General features: G+C 43.9%; 21 protein-coding genes. 14 read left to right on the plus strand and 7 right to left on the minus strand.

Annotation, left to right across the window (positions count from 1 at the left end):
* The first annotated feature begins 15 nt into the window (after positions 1–15).
* The 3 genes from ACFFGT_RS16350 to ACFFGT_RS16360 all read left to right on the plus strand — a co-directional run bounded on the left by ACFFGT_RS16350 (position 16) and on the right by ACFFGT_RS16360 (position 2,308).
* Positions 16–885 carry a metallophosphoesterase family protein gene (locus ACFFGT_RS16350; RefSeq protein ID WP_377023597.1) on the plus strand — a complete coding sequence of 290 codons (870 nt, stop codon included), beginning with the start codon at positions 16–18 and terminating at the stop codon, positions 883–885.
* A gap of 47 nt (positions 886–932) precedes the next feature.
* The gene (locus ACFFGT_RS16355) at positions 933–1,397 is read left to right on the plus strand and encodes a hypothetical protein (RefSeq protein ID WP_377023598.1); all 465 of its coding nucleotides are present in this window, start codon (positions 933–935) and stop codon (positions 1,395–1,397) included.
* Between the two features lie 74 nt (positions 1,398–1,471).
* Positions 1,472–2,308, plus strand: coding sequence for a DUF6263 family protein (locus ACFFGT_RS16360; RefSeq protein ID WP_377023599.1), 837 nt, complete (start codon positions 1,472–1,474; stop codon positions 2,306–2,308).
* Between the two features lie 103 nt (positions 2,309–2,411).
* Here the strand turns inward: ACFFGT_RS16360 and ACFFGT_RS16365 are convergent, their stop codons facing one another.
* The gene (locus ACFFGT_RS16365) at positions 2,412–3,293 is read right to left on the minus strand and encodes an alpha/beta hydrolase (RefSeq protein WP_377023600.1); all 882 of its coding nucleotides are present in this window, start codon (positions 3,291–3,293) and stop codon (positions 2,412–2,414) included.
* Positions 3,294–3,493: 200 nt separating this feature from the next.
* On the opposite strand from ACFFGT_RS16365, the gene trxA reads away from it, so the two are divergent.
* The 10 genes from trxA to ACFFGT_RS16415 all read left to right on the plus strand — a co-directional run bounded on the left by trxA (position 3,494) and on the right by ACFFGT_RS16415 (position 13,445).
* A complete protein-coding gene (gene trxA / locus ACFFGT_RS16370) occupies positions 3,494–3,790 on the plus strand; it encodes a thioredoxin (RefSeq protein WP_090530271.1) in 297 nt (98 codons plus the stop codon).
* A 271-nt stretch (positions 3,791–4,061) separates the two neighbouring features.
* Positions 4,062–4,715: a TetR family transcriptional regulator C-terminal domain-containing protein gene (locus ACFFGT_RS16375; protein ID WP_377023601.1), complete on the plus strand. Its 654-nt coding sequence runs from the start codon at positions 4,062–4,064 to the stop codon at positions 4,713–4,715.
* 4 nt (positions 4,716–4,719) lie between these two features.
* A complete protein-coding gene (locus tag ACFFGT_RS16380; RefSeq protein WP_377023602.1) occupies positions 4,720–6,054 on the plus strand; it encodes an ABC1 kinase family protein in 1,335 nt (444 codons plus the stop codon).
* Between the two features lie 79 nt (positions 6,055–6,133).
* Positions 6,134–6,706: a hypothetical protein gene (locus ACFFGT_RS16385; RefSeq protein ID WP_377023603.1), complete on the plus strand. Its 573-nt coding sequence runs from the start codon at positions 6,134–6,136 to the stop codon at positions 6,704–6,706.
* 17 nt (positions 6,707–6,723) lie between these two features.
* Complete coding sequence (locus ACFFGT_RS16390; RefSeq protein ID WP_377023604.1) at positions 6,724–7,149, plus strand: hypothetical protein; 426 nt, start codon at positions 6,724–6,726, stop codon at positions 7,147–7,149.
* 14 nt (positions 7,150–7,163) lie between these two features.
* A complete protein-coding gene (locus ACFFGT_RS16395; RefSeq protein ID WP_377023605.1) occupies positions 7,164–7,478 on the plus strand; it encodes a Dabb family protein in 315 nt (104 codons plus the stop codon).
* Between the two features lie 65 nt (positions 7,479–7,543).
* A complete protein-coding gene (locus tag ACFFGT_RS16400) occupies positions 7,544–9,670 on the plus strand; it encodes a hypothetical protein (protein ID WP_377023606.1) in 2,127 nt (708 codons plus the stop codon).
* 32 nt (positions 9,671–9,702) lie between these two features.
* Entirely contained in the window at positions 9,703–11,142 is a 1,440-nt protein-coding gene (locus ACFFGT_RS16405; protein WP_377023607.1) for an SDR family oxidoreductase, read from the plus strand.
* Between the two features lie 94 nt (positions 11,143–11,236).
* Positions 11,237–12,139: a TIGR01777 family oxidoreductase gene (locus ACFFGT_RS16410; protein WP_377023608.1), complete on the plus strand. Its 903-nt coding sequence runs from the start codon at positions 11,237–11,239 to the stop codon at positions 12,137–12,139.
* Positions 12,132–13,445, plus strand: coding sequence for a cryptochrome/photolyase family protein (locus tag ACFFGT_RS16415; RefSeq protein WP_377023609.1), 1,314 nt, complete (start codon positions 12,132–12,134; stop codon positions 13,443–13,445). Before ACFFGT_RS16410 ends, ACFFGT_RS16415 begins: the two co-directional genes overlap by 8 nt.
* A 6-nt stretch (positions 13,446–13,451) precedes the next feature.
* Here the strand turns inward: ACFFGT_RS16415 and ACFFGT_RS16420 are convergent, their stop codons facing one another.
* The 4 genes from ACFFGT_RS16420 to ggt form a co-directional block, all read right to left on the minus strand.
* Entirely contained in the window at positions 13,452–14,378 is a 927-nt protein-coding gene (locus ACFFGT_RS16420) for an FKBP-type peptidyl-prolyl cis-trans isomerase (RefSeq protein ID WP_377023610.1), read from the minus strand.
* A gap of 77 nt (positions 14,379–14,455) precedes the next feature.
* The gene (locus tag ACFFGT_RS16425) at positions 14,456–14,956 is read right to left on the minus strand and encodes an FKBP-type peptidyl-prolyl cis-trans isomerase (protein ID WP_377023611.1); all 501 of its coding nucleotides are present in this window, start codon (positions 14,954–14,956) and stop codon (positions 14,456–14,458) included.
* A gap of 324 nt (positions 14,957–15,280) precedes the next feature.
* Positions 15,281–15,724, minus strand: a complete 444-nt coding sequence (locus ACFFGT_RS16430; RefSeq protein ID WP_377023612.1) for a MarR family winged helix-turn-helix transcriptional regulator — start codon at positions 15,722–15,724, stop codon at positions 15,281–15,283.
* 130 nt (positions 15,725–15,854) lie between these two features.
* Positions 15,855–17,576, minus strand: coding sequence for a gamma-glutamyltransferase (ggt, locus tag ACFFGT_RS16435; protein ID WP_377023613.1), 1,722 nt, complete (start codon positions 17,574–17,576; stop codon positions 15,855–15,857).
* A gap of 243 nt (positions 17,577–17,819) precedes the next feature.
* Between ggt and ACFFGT_RS16440 the strand changes: the two genes are divergently transcribed.
* Positions 17,820–18,314 carry a hypothetical protein gene (locus tag ACFFGT_RS16440; protein WP_377023614.1) on the plus strand — a complete coding sequence of 165 codons (495 nt, stop codon included), beginning with the start codon at positions 17,820–17,822 and terminating at the stop codon, positions 18,312–18,314.
* Between the two features lie 26 nt (positions 18,315–18,340).
* On the opposite strand, the gene ACFFGT_RS16445 is transcribed toward ACFFGT_RS16440, so the two are convergent.
* A complete protein-coding gene (locus tag ACFFGT_RS16445) occupies positions 18,341–22,084 on the minus strand; it encodes a S8 family serine peptidase (RefSeq protein WP_377023615.1) in 3,744 nt (1,247 codons plus the stop codon).
* 109 nt (positions 22,085–22,193) lie between these two features.
* Positions 22,194–23,843: an NAD+ synthase gene (locus ACFFGT_RS16450; protein WP_377023616.1), complete on the minus strand. Its 1,650-nt coding sequence runs from the start codon at positions 23,841–23,843 to the stop codon at positions 22,194–22,196.
* Positions 23,844–23,945: the final 102 nt, after the last annotated feature.

Consider the following 23,945-nt stretch of genomic DNA (forward strand, 5'->3'; position numbering starts at 1 on the left):
AACCTATTTACTAAAATGATTTGCAAAACCAATATACGGGTACTCATATGCTGTGCTGTTGCTGCACTTTGTTTAAGCACCCAAACCGCCTTTTGTCAAAACCAGTTTGAAAAGGAACTCACGCAAAAAATGGATGATTTTTTAGCGCCTGTACCCCAAACCAATCTGCAAACAACACAAACACAAAGAGAGCTTTACCCCAGCGATGCCCCCGGCGGCATTTTAATACCATCGGGCTTTGGAGGATATGGCACTTACCTTTTCGGTGGCTTTGGCGCTACTTACCCCGAAGTATACCGGGATAACAAAGCCGATTTGATAGGCTCAATAGGAGCATGTGTTGGTAATCCGGTAAAAGCAATAAACTTTGCCGCCAGTTTAAATATTACCGACGTACACAGGTTCAAGGATTTTTCGGGGAACTTTATTGTAAGCCGTAAATTATTTGCGGGCACAAGCATTTCGGCCGGCGCATTGCAAATGTTTGCCAATGTACGGCAGTCGGATGCATCGGGTTCAACATTTTATGTGGCTGTAAGCCATGCCATACAAACCATTGAATCATTAACGCCCGGCTGTTCAAGGCTCAGTTATACCATTGGGGTCGGCAGCGGCAGGTTTTATGAAAAAAGCCCGAATGATATTGCTGCAGGCAAAGGGAAACACGGCACTGCTGTATTTGGCAGTATCTCTTATGAGCTTATCCAGCATGTAAACGTAAATGCCGAATGGACGGGTATGAACCTTGGCATTTCGGCAGGGATCAGGCCGTTCCCGGTGCCTTTAAGTTTAGCGGTAGGGGTTGCAAACCTTACCCGGTATACTAACGACAAGGCCAATATGGTATTTTCTATCGGTTACCCGCTCTCTCTAAACCGACGATAACCCTTCTCCGCAAAAGCATTAATTATTTCATTAAAACATATAAATCTATGAAAAAAATAATCATAGCAGCATTAGTCGCGTCCGCAACTTTGGTCATAAGCACCAACCGGACTTCTGCACAGGGCAGAAACAATCAATCAGACTGGAACGTACCGCCGCCTATTCCACCGGTGCCGCCGATACCGCCGGTACCACCCATTCCACCGGTTCCACCCATTCCGCCAGTGCCACCTATTCCACCGGTACCACCAATACCGCCGGTGCCACCTATTCCACCAGTGCCGCCGATAACACCGGTACCGCCTATTCCACCGGTACCACCAATACCGCCGGTGCCGCCTATTCCACCAGTGCCACCGATACCGCCGGTGCCGCCTATTCCACCAGTGCCACCGATACCACCGGTGCCGCCTATTCCACCAGTGCCGCCGATACCGCCGGTGCCACCTATTCCACCGGTACCACCGATACCGCCGGTGCCGCCTATACCGGGTTTAAAGCCCTTACATTAATCAGGATCAATCCATGGCAGTTAGTTTTTAACTGTCATGGGTTAAAACCGCATGCTCATTTAACCTAACATTACATGAAACCGCAAATACTAAAGCTTACAACTATTTTAACCCTGCTGCTTACAGGCTTATCCATTTTATGCAAGGCGCAAACCGTTCACCGCACATTTACCTTTAAAAAAGGCGATCAGTTTCAGCGCACCGCTTTTTTAAGTTCAAACACCGTATTGCAGCGCGGCGATCAAAAATTTAACATCAACAGCTTTTCATCAACAACCAAAGTTTATGATGTTATTGATGCCACCGGCCAGGGTTTTAACCTTGCAGTTACCACCAAACACATTGCCGATACGGTTGACGCCATGGGTAAAAAACTGGAGTACAGCTCAGACAAGCCTGTTACCGACAGCTCGGCAATTGCAAAAGCACTTAATAATATTGCCGGTAAAGTTGCTTCGGTAACCATCAATAAAAATGGCCTTGTAACTGATGTCACTGATCCGGCGCTGCAATATACCAGTGATACCTTCACAGCATTTACCGGTTTGCAGCAGGATCAAATTGTAAAGGGGACCACCCTTGGCCTGCTGGCCGATTTTGTGGTAACTAAATCGCTTAAACCCGGCTATACCTGGGCCGATTCAACAACAGTGAACGGGCAAAAAATTAAAAATACTTTTTGGGTAGATAAGCTCACCGACAAAACAACCACAGTTGTTTTTGAAAGCGCTATTACCGGCGGCTACACCAACAGTAATACCAACGGTGTATACGTAATTGATAACCAAACAGGCGTGATCCTGGAGCGGATGATGAAAAGCATCATAAGCGGCTATCAGCTTCATAACCGTGTAGTTTACGCTGCATCAAAACGCACAGCTTTTACCGAAAGCTGCTACAAGATACATTAGTCCCGAACGTAGGGGTACAATAGGGGCTATTGTTAAAAGAGAAGGCTATGCTGTTAAGCCAAAAGGCATATGCCTCTCTTTTTTAGTTTTATTTTTCCTGAGCTTAATGAAGCTTCATCCTTTTTGCTGCGGCAGGGTGTAAATAATTATTGTCGCTGAGCCAGTCGGCCATGCGCTGGGGCCAGGTACTGATGCTTTGCAGCTTTGAACGGTAACCCATGTTAAAGCCATGATCGCCCTGGGTATAAATGTGCACTTCAACCGGTATTTTTGCTTCGCGATAACGCTGTAATAACTTTACAACCGAAGGCGAGCAGCAAACATCATCATTGGCAGCTAACAAAAACGCAGGCGGGGCATCGTACGGTAATTTATCGGGGATATAAAGAGGTCCCGGATAAATCTGGATCAAAAACGACGGCCGTGCATTTTGCCTATCTATCAGGTCGGGAGCTTTCGGATCACCTTTACCTTCACCATAAGCCACCATATCAACTACTTCGCCGCCTGCCGAAAAACCCATCATCCCAATGCGGTTTGTATCCAATCCGTATTCCGCCGCTTTGCTGCGCACCAGCCGCATGGCACGGTAACCATCCTGTTTGGCATGTACATCAATTTTATATGGCGATAGCGTATCCCTCCCCAAACGGTATTTCAATACAAAAACAGTAACACCCAAATTGTTCAGGTACTTTGCAGGATCAACACCTTCGGCAGTATACACCAATAAACGGTGACCGCCGCCAGGACACACCACTACCGCCGCGCCATTAGCTTTATCCTTCGGCGGCAAAAAAACAGTAAGTGATGGGTTGTGAATGTTTTTTACCCAGTAATCCTTAGCCTGCTCCGGCTCGTTTCGACGGTTTTCAAAACCGGGTGCCCCGTTTGTCCAAAGCGGTATCACAGTATCCTGCGCCAGGCCCGCAAAAGGCAGTATTAAGAGCACCAGGATTAGGTATGTACTTAGTTTTGTTTGCATAAAGTAAATATACTTGATAGCCGGTGCTTTGGCATTAAAACACTAAACTTTTACGTGAGTTAATGGTTAAATTTGAGTGGTTCATGGTTCATAGATGATGGTTCATGGTTTGACAGGCAGCAATTTGCTAATTCACTCTCTGTAAACCGGTTAATCCCATGATCTATGAACCATGATCCATGAACTATTAATAAATACTTATGGCAAATTTCCAGGAAATAATAGCATCAGAAACACCGGTACTGGTCGATTTTTCGGCCGAGTGGTGCGGGCCTTGTAAAATGATGCCGCCTATACTGCACGATGTAAAAACCGCGTTAGGTGATAAGGTAAAGATCATCAAAATAGATATCGACAAAAACCCGGCAGCGGCAAGCGCTTACCGCATACAAAGTGTGCCCACACTTATGATTTTTCAAAAAGGGCAAAGCAAATGGCGCCAAAGCGGCGTTGTACAGGCAAGGCAGCTGCAACAGGTGGTGGAGCAGTTTTTATAAAAGCAAATGGCATGGCGCACAATTGACTCACCCGGTTTACGCTTCGCTGAACCACCCTCTCTCCGGCTCTGCTTCGCAAAGAGGGTAGGAAAATAAAAAAATAGAAATCCCCCCTTTACGCTTGCGTAGAGAGGGGTGACAAGCGCAGCGATGTCGGGGTGAGTCGATCCGGCGTTTAATTCTTACCGACTGCGTTAGAATTTTAATTTTTGAACAGGATTCAGGCGAGGCCTATTAGTAACTTTAACATTAAACTAAATCCCAAATCAACATGGCAACCATCGAAAGCATCCAGAACGCATATATTGATTATGTATTAACCGAAGGCGAGCAGCCAAAGTCGGTTTATATCTTCGCTAAGCAAAATGAAATGAGCGAAGCTGAGTTTTACCAGTTCTATGGCTCGTTTGAAGCCGTTGAACAGGGTATTTGGGCCGGCTTTGCCACCAAAACACTGGCTGAAATCCGTGCCCAGGAAGTTTGGGAAGGCTACACATCGCGCGAGAAAGCTTTATCCTTTTTTTACGGCTTTTTTGAATTACTGAAAAGCAGCCGAAGCTTTGCGGTTTACAGCATTAAAAAACAGCCGAAAGGTTTTACCACTCCAAAAGTATTTAGCCCACTGAAGGATATTTTTGAAGGCTTTGCTGATGAGATTTTGAAAGAAGGAATCGAAAGCACCGAATTGAGCGACCGTAAATACTTCTCGAAAAAATACAAGGATGCCCTTTGGGTTCAATTTGTGTTTATACTCAACTTCTGGATCAATGATAATTCGGCAGGCTTTGAAAAAACCGATGAGGCTATTGAAAAGGGTATTAACGTAACTTTTGATCTTTTCCAGCGCTCGCCAATTGATAACCTTTTTGAATATGGTAAGTTTTTGGTGCAGAATGGCGGGATAAAGGACAAGATGGGATTTTGAGATTATGACAGATGAAACTCCGGGAGCAACTCCCGAACAAAATAGTATACCTACTACCAAAGTACAACGATCCGCCAAGTTTGTAAAAACAGGCATTAAAATTGGCGGCAACTATATTAAGCATTACTCCAAAAAATTGTTCAATCCTGATCTGGATAAATCGGAACTGAACGAGGATAACGCGGCCGACATCTACCAGTCATTAAGTGAGCTAAAAGGCAGCGCGCTTAAAGTAGCGCAAATGCTCAGCATGGATAAAAACCTGCTGCCGCAGGCTTATGTTGATAAGTTCACCCAATCGCAATACAATGCGCCGCCGCTTTCGGGACCGCTTATTGTGCAAACATTCAGGAAGTATTTTGGTAAAAATCCGGATCAGATCTTCGACAAGTTCAATATCCGCTCAACCAATGCTGCTTCAATAGGTCAGGTTCACCAGGCCGAACTGAACGGCAAAAAACTGGCCGTTAAAATCCAGTACCCCGGTGTGGGTGATTCTATATCGTCAGATCTGAAACTGGTTAAGCCTTTCGCCTTCCGGATGCTGGGCATGAGCGAAAAGGAGCTGGATGTATACATGAAGGAGGTTGAAGAGCGCCTGCTTGAAGAAACCGATTATGAGCTGGAAGTCCGCCGCTCTATTGAGTTTTCTAACGCCTGCGCTAATCTTGATAATGTTGTTTTCCCAGGCTATTACCCGGAGCTGAGCAGCAAACGTATCATTACTATGGACTGGCTGGAAGGCAAACACCTGAAAGAATTTTTAGCCACCAACCCATCGCAGGACTTACGCGATCAGATAGGCCAGGCTTTGTGGGATTTTTATAATTTTCAGCAGCATGAGCTCCGTGCCGTACATGCCGACCCGCATCCCGGCAATTTCATGATCACACCCGAAGGTAACCTCGGCGTTATTGATTTTGGCTGTATTAAGGAAATGCCCGAGGATTTTTACTATCCTTTCTTTTCCCTTACCTCGACCAATTTGCTGGATAACAAGGAAGAAACTATAAAGGCATTCCGCCAGCTGGATATGATCCACAGAGATGATACCCCGGCGCAGATCGAATTTTATTATACCCAGTATAAAGAAATGATCAGCCTGTTTGCGCTGCCATATATTACCGATACTTTTGATTTTAGCCAGACAGTTTTTTTTGATCAGTTATATGGCTTTGGCGAGCGCATTTCTAAAATGCCTGAGTTTAAGCAGGCCCGCGGCGTAAAACATTTTATCTACGTAAACCGCACCAACTTTGGGCTATACAACATCTTGCATGAGTTAAAGGCGAAGGTTAAAACGGATACCTTTAAGCCGCATGTGGTGCTGGAGTATTAGGAGACCGTTCGCAGTTTTGAGTTGGCAGTAAGCAGCAATTAAATAATTCAGCTATATTTGGATAAACCTATAGCCATACATGAAAGTTAGTCATCTGCTTTTAATAGCCTGTTTACTGGCAGCCTGCAAGCCAAAGCCAGTTAAAGTAATTGCCGATTCGTCTAAAGTCGAAAAAGTTAAAGTTTTGCCGGCATCCTATAAAGTAGCTAATACCATTACCCCAACCAAAACAGATACATCAGATATAGCCGAACAGCTCGACGCTTATGCGGGTTACTACATTGTAGTTGCCGATACCGGCCTTAATTATTATTCGCTGAGAGACAAAATGTTTGAATTGAACCGCACTACCGGTATTGTTATTGATACAATGGAGCGGGGATACAATAAAGCTAAAGACCTCATTGCATTATCAGATAAAGACGAAGACGAGATTTACGCCGGCGCATACTATCCCCGGAGATTTCCATCAAAAACACTAAGTCTTGAATACCTTGACACCTATCAATTTAATACAAGCCCGAAAACCATTGCTTTGATAACCGGAATTTACGAAAACAAAGCCAGTGCCGACAGCGCCTTGCAAGCTATTGATAAGATCAAAACAGCCTTTGTTTTTAAAGGGAGGGTTTACGTTGGCTGTATGCATTAAATCACTTATTAATTATCATGAGTTGGGACGTTGTACTATTTAATTCGAAGCAAAAAATCACTACACCAGAAGATGTTGATGAAGAGCAGTTAATACCTGTTTCGTTTGCTTTGATTTTTGAAGCCTATTTTAAAAACATTGTTAAAGAAAAGAATCACCGGGAAATAAAAGGAGATAATTTTGCGATAAATTATTTTGATGATAGTGAGCCATCCAGTAATATAATGCTCAGTCTGTATGGAGAGTCGGCCATTTATCCGCTGGTAGATCTCGCCATAAAAAATAACTGGCAAATATTTGATACCGGACTTGGGGATATGATCGATCTTGAAAATCCATCCAAGAACGGGTATCAGAATTTTCAAGCCTATTTAAATGTGGTTTTAAATAAACCTTCAAACTCAAACTGGTTTTCCAAACTTTTTACTAAACGAAAAAAATAACCTCAAGATTCCCTATGCCAATACTCACAAACACATTCGTCCATCACGTACACTTCTGGCTTAAAAACAAAGCCGATAAAGATAAACTGATTGAAGGTCTTAACCTGCTCATCCCTATTCCGCACATTCGTGACATTCATTTCGGCGTACCGGCCGATACTAACCGCGATGTGATCGACCGCTCGTATGATGTATCATTATTAATACTATTTGATACCCCCGAAGCCCAGGAGGCCTACCAGGTTGACCCAACTCATGTGATATTTGCCGAAGAATATGCTAAACCACTCTGCAGTAAGGTAGTAGTGGTGGATAGTGTAAATATTTAAGTGGTGATTAAGTAAATAAGGTTAAATGATATATATTTAGCCTTATTTATTTTTTTAACCTATTCATGTATTCACGATTAACCTACCTTATTGCACTGGCGGTATGCCTTTCATTTTCAAAAGCTTACTCACAAACCGATACTTCACATTATGATCTGGGCCGAGTGCGCGTAAATAAAAATCTCACACAAAGCATCACCATAAAAGGTGCCGACTTGCAACGCCAGCCTTTTTCTAATATAAGCGATGCACTTAATGTATGGTTTTATGGCATTTATACCAATAGCGGCTACGCGGTATATGTGGTTGACGGCAATATCATCAATGATGTAAATGCTTATAACATTAATGATATTGAAGAGGTAACACTGGTACAAAATGCCGCAGCACAAGTAAGTGGTGCTTTAGCACAGCAGCAAATGGTACTCATAAAAACCAAACGTAACAGGCCGGGCAAATCGGGCATTGAAGCGGCCGGGCAAACCAACCTTGTAAGCGAACGGAACGATACAGATGTCAAAAAAACCAAAAATCCCACCAATGTTTATCATCAGTATTACCTGTCGGGCTATACAAACACAGATATTGTTAATGCAGGTATTTCTGCTACCTATTTAAGAGATGTTTCCCCTTTTTCAACAACGCAGCAAATTAATATTAAAACACCCTTAAATTTTGACAGGTTTAAATTTAATGGTTATGCCGATGTTAAACTGGGCGCAAACAATACGCTTAGCGCCACAGCAACCTACGTACCTCAGGATACACATTTTAATTATGATAACGCCAATCTGTATAATAGTAGTGACCCCACTTACCAAAGCCAGGCAAGTATAGCAGAACACACCATACAAAATCTTTTTAATGGTGGTATCAGGTTAAACTCACAGCTAATAAAAGGTCTCAAAAACAGCTTATCTGCAGCATATAACCATTACAACTACACCGAGAACGATAATTATGTAGCTACGGGCAGCGTTGGCCAGGGCAATTTTCAACGGGTCAATAACAGCTCAAATAATATCGACCGTAAAAATGTGTTATTGCTTCGTGATAATTTAAGCTATCAAAAAATCATCGGCAATTTCAATATTGAGCCGTCTGTTGATTTCACCTATCGTTATACACGCGATTCGCTTGCCAACCATGCAACATCTACTACCTATTATGGCCCCGACCTGCTAAATATTGATCAGCCCAGTAATAATTCAGCTTCTGCCAGCAGCACGTATTATAAGCGTAAAGATTACTTATTAACGCCGTCACTAAGCCTTGCATTCAAAAACAGTATTAATGTACAGGGTGGCTTCGTAGCGGTATTAGATTCAAAAAAGAACCTGCCTGCAGCAAATAATACCGACTTTAAACGGATTTTCCCCTATGCTTCAGCATCGGTTAACGTTTCATCACTGGCAGGTATCAATGCTGTTGGCATCAAACTATATGGCTCTTATTCAAAACAAAACCTGCTTTTGCAGACCGATGGCGAACACCTGAATGGTTTAACTTTTGGCAACGCATCTAATAGCCCATTTGGCGCCGGCTATGCATATCTTATAAACTACTATCCATCAACATATTACAACACTCTAAAGGCTTTTAATATTTACGTAGCCGGTGCTGATATTAACCTTTCGGCCCTGGTATCCGTTAATTACAACTTTGAGCGCGGAGGCCTTGTGGTTCCCGTACTATACTATGTACCTGATGGCCCTAACGGCTCCATAACTACTTTAGGGTATGCCGATTCAAAGTATACACGCAACCGCATTGGTATAAACTTTAATATTATTAATAAAGCATCTACCCGTTTCATTACAGGGCTTAACACTACCAATATTAAACAACGTACAAACATAGGCACCGGCGACATTGCACTGGGCGATAATGTATGGACGGGCGGCTGGGTTAACCGCCTTGAGATTGAGCATATTTTTGCAGGCCTTGATGTTTTATACAAAATGGGCAGCGGGGACTATGCCAATCCTTATGCAACTTATAATTCAACTACAACCGACCAAAGCAAACACTCGTTTGCTTTACAGAATATCTATTTTGGCTATAACATTAAAACCACACAATTTAAAAATCTTGAGGTATTTGCCAATGGCCGCAATATATGGCAAAACAAAACATCTAATATTACCGACAACCGCAGGTTTTACGGCCTTGGATTTAAATTGGGATTGTAAAACCGCCTGACTTTTTTGTTGTTTCACTAAGCATGAAGGTTTTGCTTGCAGGTGCAAACGGCTACATAGGTACGCGGCTTATCCCGGTTTTACTGGAGAAAGGGCATGACGTAATTTGCCTTGTTCGGGATAAGCGCCGTTTCCATGAACACAGTGATTTTAGTAAGCAGGTTACCCTTATAACGGGTGATCTGCTCAAAGAATCAAAAATAGAAGCTTTTCCTGAAGATCTCGACGCGGCTTATTACCTGGTACATTCCATGGCGCAAGCTCAGGATTTTGGGGCGCTCGAAGCTTTATCGGCCTATAACTTTATTCACGCGCTGGATAAAACCAATTGCAGGCAAACCATTTTTTTGAGCGGAATCACTAACGATGGCAATTTGTCGCGCCATTTGGAATCACGGCGGCATGTAGAGGATGTGCTGAAAGAGGGTAAAGCAGCATTAACCGTTTTGCGTGCAGCCATTATCATTGGATCGGGCAGCGCCTCGTTCGAGATCATTCGTGACCTTACCGAAAAGCTGCCTGTCATGACTGTACCCAAATGGGTTAATACCAAATGCCAGCCAATCGGCATCCGCGATGTGCTGGGCTACTTGGAAGGTGTGTTGCTAAACGAAAAATCTTTCAATAAAACTTTTGACATTGGCGGGCCGGATATCCTTACCTTCCGGGAGATGCTGCTTGGCTATGCCAAAGTACGTAAGCTGAAAAGGTATATTATTACCATACCTTTCCTCTCTCCCAAAATATCATCATACTGGCTGTACTTTGTTACTTCAACCAGCTATACCCTGGCCCAAAGCCTGGTGAACAGCATGAAGAACGAAACCATTATGCATAATCACAGCATTGATGATGTAGTTTCCCGCAAATGCCTAACTTATGAGGAATGCCTGGAGCTTGCCTTTGTTAAAATAGAGCAAAACTCCATTGTATCAAGCTGGAAGGATGCTTTTAACCAGGGTTATCTAAATCCCGGCTTTATGGATCAGATCAAAGTGCCCCAAAACGGCACGCAGGAGTACAAAGTAAAGATGCCATTTGAACGCCCGGCCAATGAGGTGTTCACTAATGTACTCTCCATAGGCGGTAACCGCGGCTGGTATTACTGGGACTGGATCTGGAACATCCGCGGCTTCCTGGATAAGATCTTCGGTGGGGTTGGTTCACGCCGGGGGCGCACCAGTAATATTAATATAAGTCCGGGTGATGTAATTGATTTTTGGCGCGTTTTACTGGCCGACCGTGAAAACAAACGCCTGCTCCTTTATGCCGAAATGAAACTGCCGGGAGAAGCATGGCTCGAATTTAAAATAATTGAACGCCAGGGCAAGCAAAGTTTAAGCCAGGTAGCTACCTTTAGGCCCAATGGCCTGTGGGGCCGCCTTTACTGGTATGCCATGTGGCCCTTTCACCTGGTTATATTTAATGGCATGGCAAGGGAAATTGTTAATTACAAAGAGTAATGTTCACTGGTTCAATGGTTCATTGGTGCCTTCTGCTGATATCCGCATTGCCACTAATGAACTAATGACCAGTGAACTAATGAACCTATAAAACATGAGAAGTATACTATTAACCGGCGGATCGGGATTATTAGGCACCCATCTTACCAAAGCTTTATTGGCTAAGGGATATACCGTAAGTTATTTAAGCCGCAAGGCGGGGAATGATGCCAGGGTTAAAACCTTTGTATGGGATATTAACAAAGGCATTATTAATGATCATTGCATTGATGGGGTTGATACCATAGTACATCTGGCCGGTTCGGGCATTGCCGAAAAACGGTGGACGGATGCCCGCAAAAAGGACCTGATAGATAGTCGCGTAAAATCAATTGAACTGGTGTATGACTTGTTGAAACGCAAACAGCACCAGGTTACATCAATAATTTCTGCATCGGGAATCGGTTACTATAGTGACCGGGGCGATGAGCTGATGTTTGAAACCAGCACCCCTACCGGCGATTTCATATCTCAATGTTGTGTGTTATGGGAAGCGGCTGTTGATGAAGGCGAAAAACTCGGTGCGCGGATTTTGAAATTCCGTACCGGCGTGGTTTTGGATAAAGATGGCGGGGCATTACCGACGCTTGCGAAGCCGGTTAAATTATTTATTGGCTCCCCAATTGGCAGTGGTAAACAATGGGTGCCGTGGATCCACTGGCAGGATGTGGTAGATATGTACCTCCTGGGCATCGAAAATAAAGATCTTAAGGGCGTTTACAATATGGTTGCCCCAAACCCGGTTACCAATAAGCAGCTCACCCGGGCTGTTGCCAAACAACTACATAAACCATTATGGGCGCCAGATGTGCCGGGCTTTGTTATTAAACTTTTATTGGGCGAAATGAGTAGCATTGTATTAGGCAGTACCAAAGTATCGGCACAAAAAATTGAAGGTGCCGGGTTTAAGTTTAAATACGCAGATATCGATTCGGCGCTAACTGAAATTTATGGATGATAAAACACCTGTAACCTTATTCTGGTTCCGCCGGGATTTGCGGCTTGATGATAATGCAGGGCTTTACCAGGCCCTCAAAAGCGGCAATCCGGTTTTGCCCGTTTTTATTTTTGATAAGGAGATCCTTGATAAACTGGAAGATAAAGACGATGCCCGGGTTACGTTTATCCATCAAACCATTGAAGATTTAAGCGCCCGGCTTCATAAACACAGTAGCAGTCTGCTCATATTACATGATAAAGCTGCACATGCCTGGGATAAGCTCATCAAAGAATATAATATAACCGGAGTTTATACCAACCATGATTACGAGCCATATGCCACCAAACGGGATGATGAGGTACGCACCAAGCTTGCCAAACACAACATCCCCTTTAAAACCTATAAAGACCAGGTAATATTTGAAAAGGATGAGGTGGTGAAGGACGATGGCAAACCATATACCGTTTACACACCATATCAGCGTAAATGGTACAGTAACCTAAAGCCATTTTATTTAGAAGCTTATCCCACTAAAAAATACTTTCATAATTTCCTCCAAACAGAATCATTCCCAGTACCGGCATTAAAAGATCTGGGCTTTATAAAAAGCGGTATGCCCCTGCCGGATAAAGGCTATGAAAGTGTCATTAAAGATTACAAGGAACGGCGCGATTTTCCTGCTGTAAAAGGCACATCGCACATTGGAATGCATTTACGCTTCGGTACGGTAAGTATCCGTGAGCTGGCAAGTACCGCTTACAGCTATCATGATAAAACCTGGCTTAATGAGTTGATATGGCGCGAGTTTTACATGATGATACTGTATCATTTTCCACATACCATGGACCATGCTTTCCGGCCGGAGTACGACCGCATACAATGGATCAACGATGAAAAACAGTTTGAAGCCTGGTGCAATGGGCAAACCGGCTTCCCGATTATTGACGCAGGCATGCGCGAATTAAATACAACCGGTTTTATGCACAACCGCGTACGCATGATTGTAGCCAGTTTTTTAAGTAAAGACCTGCTGATTGACTGGCGCTGGGGCGAACGGTATTTTGCCCGTAAGCTCCTCGATTATGAAATGGCCAGTAATGTTGGAGGCTGGCAGTGGGCGGCGGGTTCGGGTACCGATGCCGCACCGTACTTCAGGATCTTTAATCCCGATGCCCAAACCAAAAAGTTTGACCCGGAACTTCAATACATAAAAAAATGGGTTCCGGAATATGCCGACTTCAGCAAATATCCAAAACCCATTGTTGATCATACTGCCGCACGCGACAGGTGTTTAGCAACGTTTAAAAAAGCGCTGATTAAATAAGTAATATTAGTTACTAACCGTAGCTATTGTAAAATCAAAATAAAGCACCACGTTTGCAGCTATAGATGTGCCGCTGCCTGCGGTGCCATAACCAAACCGTGAAGGTATTATTATGGATACCGCGGATCCTGCTGTTTGATTTGTCAAACCTTCCTGCACACCCATAGCTAAAGCGTTAACTGTAAAAGATGAAGAGGTTGCGCCTTGCAAAGAAGTGCTGTCAAATACCGTATCATTTAAATACTTGCCCGAATAGGTACAGGTTATATAGGAGTCGGCATTGATTTGATCAGTACCGGTACCCGGCGTAGCCACTTTTATATACACGCCATCGGCCGTTTTGGTAAACCCGGTAAGGCCTTTTGCTTTGATATAATTATTAATGATGGCATCATCATAAAGCTCCTGGTTTGAAACCACATTAATATAATAATCCAAACTTTGATTACCGCCGATATGGGTATTGGCATTACTTGAACTGCCCGATCCATAACCGTTAACCCCATAAGCCAAATGTGATGGTATGATAACCCTTGCCGATGTACCTTTATATTTTATCAGGTTGTGGATAGCTGTCTGCAAGCCTTTGGGCAACGAGTTACTAACATGGCCTAAAAAGCCGTAATAGTGGTTCTGGTTTAATGAATCAACAGATATAAACTTACCGTCGAGCGTGCGGATAGTAAACACAAAGGAGATCTGGTCTGAATAATCCATTGGTGTACCGCGGCCTTGTGAAAGGATCTTGTAGTAAATACCGGTTGTATCACCACCTGTAGTATCGCGAAGCATCCCTGTAATGCTGTTTGCTGCTATGTAATTCTTTATCTGGGTATCGTCGTATTGCTTAATGTCAGGATCATTCCTGTCTTTCCGGCATGATATAAGGCCTATAGAGATAAGTACTAAGAGCGTAAAAATTGTTTGTTTCATTTATTATAATTTGTCTTTTTTAACCGCCAAAAGCTTTTTGCTTTCCTGGCCTATATTATCCGTTTTATCCGGCTTTGTTAATTGGTTACATTATACAGCTGAATTTGAAAATCAAGTACCGAATTTGCCGGCAAATGTATCGAATCCTGTGCATATGGCCCGTAAGCATAACGCGATGGGATCAGCAGCCGCACCTTACCTCCCGGTCTGATCTGCGGGATGCCTAACTGCCAGCCTTTAATTACACTTCCCAATATATAGCTGGGGTGAAACTGATCCGTTTGCGCAAATACAAAACCCGATGTTAGTATTTTGCCGGTATACCCAACTGTAACCTGTGTTGAATTAGTGTAAAGCACATTGCCGGTCCCCTCTTCCCCATCGTTCACAATGTAAAAAACACCCGTTGTATCTACACGTTTAGCTTTCAACGTACTATTGGCAGCCAGGTAATCTTTGATGAGATTATCATCAATTTCTTTTTGCTTGTTATATTGTACTAAGGGGCTAACAGATGATTTTACACAACCGCCTGCAATAACGCCTAAAAGCAATAAAACTATCAGTATCCTGTTCATTAATTCAAAGGGCAAATTTATTCTTTTAAAATAGAAAAACGGCAGCTTAACACTTTTTAACAATTAATAAAAAGCAGGCACCGTTTAAAACACTCCATAAGGGATATTTTGAAGGTAAAACGTTCAATTTTAAGTAAAAGTGTGACTGGGGAGGTCATTTATTGCATGTCAAAATTGATAAGGTTTCCCTCCCGTCATTGCGAAGTACAAAGCAATCCCAAACTTTACGTCGCCGCTCTGCTTATCGGGGATTGCTTCGTACCTCGCAATGACTGTTCTTTTTGATATTTCTCGTATAAAATGAAGCGTTGCGCAAATGCCTGTTTACGGCTTATAATTAACCGTAAGCTTATTCAGCTTTTTGAGGGTTTCAATGAGATGGAGTTTATCGGCTTCGCTGATGTTGGCATCCAGGTAATTATTGAACTGCCTTACTATTACACGGGCCTGGTGGCGTTTTTCTTTACCCAGCGGGGTAAGATAGATTTTAACCGAACGCTTATCACCCTCGTTACTTTCGCGGTATATGAGACCAATAGTTTCAAGCTGATTGAGCATGCGCGACAAGCTGGTTGATTTAAGCCCCAGCAAAGCAGCAGCCTGCGATACGGTGGTGCCTTCCTTTTCGTCGATATTAATGAGCAGGTAACCTATTGATTGTGTAAAGCCAAACTCTGTAACTAACTGGTTGTAGCGGTTAGCCATGGTTTGCCATACTATTTTTATAAAATAGTCAATAGTTTCCTGGTGTTTTACATTATTATGCATGCACACCAAACGTAAGAAATGCTTATTGATTACGCAAATTTTAGTTGGCAGTTTACAGTGAGCGGCTTGCAGTCACTAAAAGCAGGATAGATTATTATCTACTGCAAACTGTAAACCGCACACTGCAAACTTAAAAACCTACCTTCGTATCATCCCCCCTCGGGTCGGCACCGCCTTCGTAGTAGCCCCATTTGGTTTTAAGGATGGCGTCAACCCTGCCGATGGATTGCCTGATCATGATCTTATATCCTTTGCTTTGCAGCTTGTTCATGGTAAGGCTGTCCACACCATCTTTTTCAATAGTTACCTCATCGGGCAGCCATTGGCTGTGGAAACGTTTTGAAGCGACGGCCTGCTGCATGCTCTTGTTAAATTCAATTACATTGAGTATGGTTTGGAAAACTGAGGTAATAATAGTTGAACCACCGGGAGTACCTACTACCATAAACAGCTTGCCATCCTTTTCAACAATAGTGGGTGTCATGGACGATAACATCCGCTTACCAGGCTGAATACTGTTAGCTTTACCGCCTATGAGCCCGTACATATTTGGTACACCGGGTTTAGAGCTAAAATCATCCATTTCGTTATTAAGCAGGAAACCAGCCCCGTTAACAAAAATCCTTGCGCCGAAGGTATCGTTCAATGTAGTGGTGATTGATACCGCATTGCCGTCCCTGTCAACAATAGAGTAATGGGTAGTTTGATCGCTTTCATGGCCGATAAATGAGCCTGGCTGGATACTTGTACTTGGCGTAGCCGCATCCCAGCTAAAGGTTTTCATACGCGATGTGATGTAAGCCGGTTTAAGCAGGCTATCAACCGGCACTTTATAAAAATCAGGATCGCCAAGGTATTTAGAACGATCGGCATACACCCGGCGCTCTGCCTCCACTATAAGCCTGATGGTTGAATCCTGGTTATAGCCCCATTGTTTAAACGGATAAGGCTCAACCGATTTCAACAACTGCAACAGGGCTATCCCCCCGCTTGAAGGCGGAGGCATGGTGATGATCTTATAATCCTTATACTTTCCAACAAGTGCATCGCGCCAAACGGCATGATAATTTTTGAGATCGGCTTTGGTGATGAGGCCATCACCCTGTTTCATTTCGGTAATTATTAAATCGGCAACCGGGCCATCATAAAAACCCTCACGGCCTTTATCACGAATCTGTTCAAATGTTTTGGCAAGATCTTCCTGTACCAGCAAATCCCCTTCTTTCCATTCCCCATCCTTTACCAAATAGTTTTTACCGGGATTTAGCTTTTTAAATTGTTCTGCTGTACGGTTCAGATCACTGGCCAAATGTTTGGTGATCTTAAAACCATTACGGGCCAGGTTAATGGCGGGCTGCACCAGATCGGCCCATTTCAGTTTGCCATATTTACGATGGGCTTCAACCATGCCGTCAACTGATCCGGGCACGCCCGAGGCTTTGTGGGTATACAAACTCATATCGGGTACTACATTACCGGCCGAATCAAGGTACATGTTAGCATTGGCCGCCGCCGGGCCCTTCTCCCTAAAATCGAGCGTACTTGTTTTGCCATCGCCGGCACGGTAAACCATAAAGCCGCCGCCGCCTATGTTCCCGGCCTCGGGTAAAGTAACTGTCAAAGCAAATTGAACCGCAACAGCAGCATCAACCGCATTACCTCCTTTTTTCAATATATCAAGCCCAACCTGGGCTGCGTCAGGATATGCGCAAACCACCATTCCATTGCGATATTGGCCGCTGTTATTTAAGCCCAGCTGCCCCGGAGCGCATCCCGCAAAGGCAAAAATCAATACAGATAAAAACAGGATCAGGCATTTCGGATTATTTATTCTGAGGTAGTTTATACTCATTACAGCAATTTAATTTTCACTAATTTAACTTATTTGCCTACTTAATTTAACAATCACAAACCATTCTTTCCTGCTGATAACCAGCAAAATACAAAGCAAAGCACCATGTTTTTTGTAAGCAAATACCATAAAAAGGCAATTCTGCCGTTTATTTGCATGAAATATAAAAGCTCAAATTGAGCTAAACAAGCTGGTCACTTTTTTGTTACAGCTACATTATTGTCAATCATTAAATTCATCTGCATGAAAAAATTAACATACCTTTTATTACTTTCCGTTTCCCTTTTACTTATCAGCAAAAAATCACAGGCCCAGGACTATAAAACAGCAGTAGGTTTAAAATTTGGCGCATACGAGGTTGGCCCCTCTATCAAATACTTTATGGATAAAGGCACGGCGCTTGAGGGTATTTTAGGCATCCGCGACCATGGTGCTGTATTAACCGGCTTATATGAATTAAACCAGCAAGCATTTAACGTTGATAAACTGAGCTTTTACTATGGCTTTGGCGGTCACCTTGGTTCGGTAGGCAGCGGCTATTACAAACGTTTTGGCGGCGATGACGAATACTATAACGGCAAACACATCCTGATAGGTGCTGATGCTGTTATCGGTTTGGAATATGTTATTCCTTCGGCTCCAATTGCTATCAGCCTTGACCTTAATCCGCGACTTGAACTGGCAAGAGGCCCATTTTTTGACATCGCACCCGGACTGGGCATAAAATATACTTTCTAAAAAATTATAAGAGCTATCATCACCTGCTAACGGGTGATGATAACTTTTTGCGAATAGATCTTCTGTCCAAGCAATACCTTCAACACATACACTCCCGGCGTTTGCCTGCTTACATTCAAAATAGTACTGTAATTACCCTGGTCAATATTTTGCTGCCCGCCCTGGTAAACGGCTTCCCCTAAGGCATTAATTAGCGATAGCTTCATCGTGGTGGCTTCTTTAGCTGCAAACACCACATTTAAATTGGTACTTACCGGTACCGGGAACACGCTCAACCCAATTTCATTTTTATTTCCGGTATTACTGCCTTCGCGTGCATAAACATAATTATCAGATTGTGCAACGCAGCCATTAGCCAGGGTAACCTGCACCTGGTATTTACCGCTTTGTACCGGGTTATACGTTGCTGCAGTAGCCCCGCTTATTACATTGCCATTTAACAACCACTGGTTACCGTCGGTAAAGTTTGAGTTAAGGGTGTTATTGGTTTGGGTAACAACCGGCTTACTTAACGTAACTGCTTTACGTGCAGCAGATGCACAGCCCAGGCTTTGCACCTTCATATCATAAAAGTAATAATAGTAGCCTTTGTAGGCGGTGGTATCGCCGTTAGTTGCGGTAGCGCTGTTGCCGGTAATGCTAAATATATTACCGATTTTGAACGGGTAACCTGTTACACCTCCATTGCTGCGGTATATGGTGGCCTGATCGGCAAAATCAACGGAAATCTGGTAATCACCCGCGGCCGGTAACGATAGGTTGAGTTCATATACCTGCCCCTGATCGTTAGGATCATCGGGCTGCGCGCCGGCCAGCGGCGTTGTACGGGTTGCAACTGCATTTATAGAGGTTGTTGATACAATTTGTCCGTTTCCGTTGGCTACGTTAAATGTTATCTTGCCCGAATTGCCAATGTAAAGTCGTGCACTTTTTATCAATACCGGCACTTTGGTATTTACAGTTATGTAGGGGGTAAACTGGTTATAACCGCCTGCTGTAAACGTGCTTTTAGTGGCAGGCCCAACAGAGCCCTTAAAGTCGTTAACGCCCGCATAGTAGGTGTTGTTCACCGGCGCCTGGGTTGTTACCGCTTCGCTTCCGGCGGCTACCGGTAAATCATCAGCTGCATTTTGGTACCACAGCACAGTCCCATCACCGTTAGCAAATAACTCGTACTGTTGGGTAGTAGTGCAATAATAAGCGCTCAGATCGCCAATGGTTGCCGGCGAATTGATCACCACATTGGCCGTTACCGAGTTATTGCTGCTAACCGGGTCGCCGGTAAGTTTACTGGTTGCGGTAATGGTATAAGAGGCGCCTGCAACAGCGTTAAACTCCTGGCTAAAGGTAAAATTATCCTCGGCCAATGCAGGCAGTGTGGCCTTATAGGTTTCGTTGTAGGTAGTGGTAACGTTATTGGCATCCGTAATAGTAACTGTAACCGGGATATTGCTTATAGCCGCGTTACCAAAGTTTTTAAGTCTTATCGTAACAGGTGTACTTGCCGAGCATGAACCGCTGCTGCCTGGGCTAACTATTGCAATAACGCCCGCGTCGATACTGGTTTGCAGAAACTGCACCCGGTAATCCTGGGTTTCGCCTTTGGCATAGCTTCCGCAGGCCTTAATGGTTGAGGCATCGCCAGTTTCGGTAAGCACAACCCGCATCAGGCTGTAAGCACCGGCAACTACTGTTCCCGGCACGGTGATATTGGTATTATAAGTACCTGTGCCATTAATGATGCCCGTTGTTGCCGCCAGCTCATTATCTTCAAAAACACCGTTTGCATTCCAGTCGATAAATACTTTTGCAGCTTTATTAAAATTATTGCCGCAAGTGCCAAGGGTAATGCTTAATGGGTATGTTTTGGCTTGCTCAAGCTGCGCGGTGAGGCCGGTATAGTCCGAATAGTTTGTACAGCCCGCAGCAGGGCTGTTATCAATATTAGCCAGTTTAAAATTATCAATTCTCGAATCAGCATTTGAAAGCGGAGCCGAAGCACAATAAGTAGTGCCGCCAACTCCTGTTACAATAAGCGAGTAAGCCTGCGAGCCTGATGATAAGGTGCCCTTATGCGATACTGTAATGGTGTAAGCCCTGCCGGGAACCGAATTGGGAATGTATACCTGTTCGATATTATCCCTTATATTATCGCCCTTAGTGGCAGCAAAACCGGGTGTCTCCGGGTTAAGCACCCAGGGCATAAAAGTTGTTGTACCATCGCTCACCCTGATGTCAAGATCGTTTACTAATTTGGGGGTACGACTGTTAATTACCCCTTCGGCAGTTGCCGTGCCTTGCGGATCGGTCCATGATATAGTTGCGGCCAGTAAGCGGTTGCCGGATGCTATTACGTTATAAGTTTGTGTTTGTCCCTGTGTGAGTGTTTTTTCACTTACGATGCTCTTGCCGCCATTATCGGTTAAGGCCTGTGCAGCCTCGGCCATGTTAAGCAGTCCCCAGCCATAAACATAATCGGGGCCAACATTACCGGCATCAAAGGCGGTATGGCAAACCAGTCCTTTCAAAGTGGCCGATCGCATGAATGCCCCGCCGTTTTGTTTGGCATAATACTCCTGCAGTAAATAAAGCGAGCCGGTAACGTTAGGGGCGGCCATTGAGGTACCTGATAAAGTAAGGTATGATGTGGTATTATCAACACCAACCGAAAGCACGTTTATGCCATCGCCAACAATATCCGGTTTGATCCGGCCATCATCCGTCGGCCCCCAGCTGCTGAAGGGCGCTATAACTACATTCTCTCTTACCTTAGGCCCATAAGGAAGCGGATAAACTGCTCCTACAGTAAGAATATTTTTGGCATTGCCGCTTGTGCTGATAATATCATAACCATCATTATTACTGATACCTGCCGGGCGGGCACCCTTGCTCACAAAAGTTTGATCAGTTTTACTTTTGTAACCGTAATAGGTTTCCCCAATTGCAGGGCCGTTGCTTGACCGCTCATTACCTGCCGATTCAATAATGAGGTAATATGGGGCAGTATAAGCTATTTTATCCCAGTTAGCCGTTTTCGCATCGTAGAAACCAAAGTTATAATCTACCGTATCACCCGGTAAACCATTCCATTCCCACCGGCCGGCCGAATCGTTATAATCCCACCCCGCTACTATCCCATAGGAGTGATTTGATAACAGGAGATTGGCAGCGGCGGCGCTCATGGTGGTTTCGTCATTATTGAAATCATATGATAACAATGTGGTAGCCCCGAAAGACATGCCCTTAGCCGGCGCATAAATACCTTTGGCTATCATGGTACCGGCCACATGCGATGAATGGTCATTTACCGGTTCGGTTGTTTTTAGGGTGATGGTTTTACCTGCAAACTCCTGGTGGGCTTTGTAAACTGCGCCGCCATCCCATATGGCCAGCTTGTTTGTCAAAAAGTCTGATGAGCCTGATAAATTTAAGCCCAGTGAGCCACCGGGCTGCAAAGTATTGGTACCGGTGGTTGCTGCCGCCGTTGTATTATTATGTGTTATAAGATAGATAGGAAAGCCTAATTTATTTACACCCTGCAGGGTGATCAGATTGCCATTTTTCGTACGGCGGGATAATGTCCAGCCGTGTGTTGCTGCCAATGATACTGCCTTGTCATGTGATGCTTTATAGCTCGTGAGCGATTGCTGTGAAATATCATTAAGCTGAACCCTGCTTTTTTCGCTGATTAAAGGCTGCTGGGCCATTGCGCCCACTGCTGCAAATGACAGCAAAAAGCAAAAGGAAATAATTGTGTAAAGTTTATTCATTGGTTTGAAAGATAGGCAATTTTAAGAAAAATCAGCCTTAACTAAAACAAAACAAGCCTTGCTTTACAACATTCGTGCATTTGATAATTAAAGAGTGAAAATTTAGCCGTTACGACAGGTATTTTCCCACAATTGGCATCCTGCGCCCCATGCCAAATGCTTTTGGCGATACCCTTAAAATAGGCGGGGTTTGGTAACGCTTATGCTCGGCCGAATTGGTAAGCTTAATTACCCGGCGAACGGTTGCTTCATCATAACCCATCCTGATAATCTCGGCCGATGAGCAGCGGTTTTCGATATACTCGGCCAGGATCTTGTCGAGCACATCATATTCGGGCAACGAATCGGTATCCTTTTGGTCGGGCCTTAACTCGGCCGATGGCGGTTTAACGATAGAGTTGATCGGGATGATCTCCTTATCGCGGTTAATATATCTTGCTAAATCAAATACCTGGGTTTTGTAAACATCGCCGATAACGGAAATACCACCGCACATATCGCCATATAAAGTTCCGTAGCCAACAGCAGCCTCGCTCTTGTTACTGGTGTTCAATAAAATGTAACCAAACTTATTGCACATCGCCATTAATAAAACAGCCCTGCTGCGCGACTGGATGTTTTCCTCTGCAATATTAAAAGGCAAACCATCAAACTGAGGGTTCAAAGCTGTTTCAAATGCTTCGGTAATGCTTTTAATAGGAACTATCTCATGCTTACAACCAAGGTTATCAACCAAATCCTGCGCATCTTTTAATGAATGATCGGTTGAAAAACGAGAAGGAAGCAATACGGCCATCACATTTTGCGCGCCGAGCGCCTCAGCGGCTAAAGCACACACCACAGCCGAATCAATCCCACCTGATAAACCTAAAATTGCCTGCTTAAAGCCCGATTTATAAAAATAATCGCGGATGCCAAGGATTATCCCCTGGTAAATCTGTTCGATATCGCCGGGGCGTTCGGCTTTTATAGTGGTAGGATGGTCAAAGCTTAATGTATTATCATCATTCAATGTGTAATAGGCGATGCTCTCCTCAAAATAAGGCATTTCGTCAATCAGTTTACCGGTATTATCAAACACCAGCGAACCTCCGTCAAATATCAGCTCAGTTTGAGCGCCCACATGGTTTACATACAGCAAAGGCAGCTTATAACGACTGGCATTGTCACTCAAAATCTCGATACGCTCTTCATCATGGTTATACGCAAAAGGTGACGCCGCTATATTGATCATTACATGCGGGTCCTGATGGATCAGAGTATCCATGGGGCGGGTAACGTACAGCGGGTTCTCAATAGTATTCCACAAGTCCTCACAAATGGTAAGGGCAATGCGTTTGCCTTTAAACTCAATGCAGCTAAAGTCGGTTGAAGGCTCAAAGTAGCGGTACTCATCAAACACATCGTAATTAGGTAGCAGGGCTTTGTTTACCACGGCCTTCACCTTACCATTCTCAATAAAATAAGCCGAATTGCTCAGGTCTTTACCTTCGGTTTTGTGGTTAGGGGTTGGCAGGCCTATGATACATGCTATATCCACACATACTGCAGCTATCTTTTTGGCGGCTTCATCGCACAAACCTATAAATTCATCAAACTCTAAAAAATCGCGCGAAGGGTAGCCGCAAACACATAGTTCGGCAAATACAACCAGGTCGGCCCCATGATTTTTTGCCTTGATGATATGATCGATGATTTTATTGGTGTTCGATTCAAAATTACCTACGTGATAGTTGAGCTGTGCTAACGCGATTTTCATAGTATATGTATATTTAGTCTTAAGTCGCAAGTCTTTAGTATGAAGTCGAAAAAACAAGACTTGCGACTCAAGACTACAGACTATTGACTTAACAATAGTAGC

The sequence above is a fragment of the Mucilaginibacter angelicae genome, from assembly GCF_042434235.1.
Lineage (GTDB): Bacteria > Bacteroidota > Bacteroidia > Sphingobacteriales > Sphingobacteriaceae > Mucilaginibacter > Mucilaginibacter angelicae.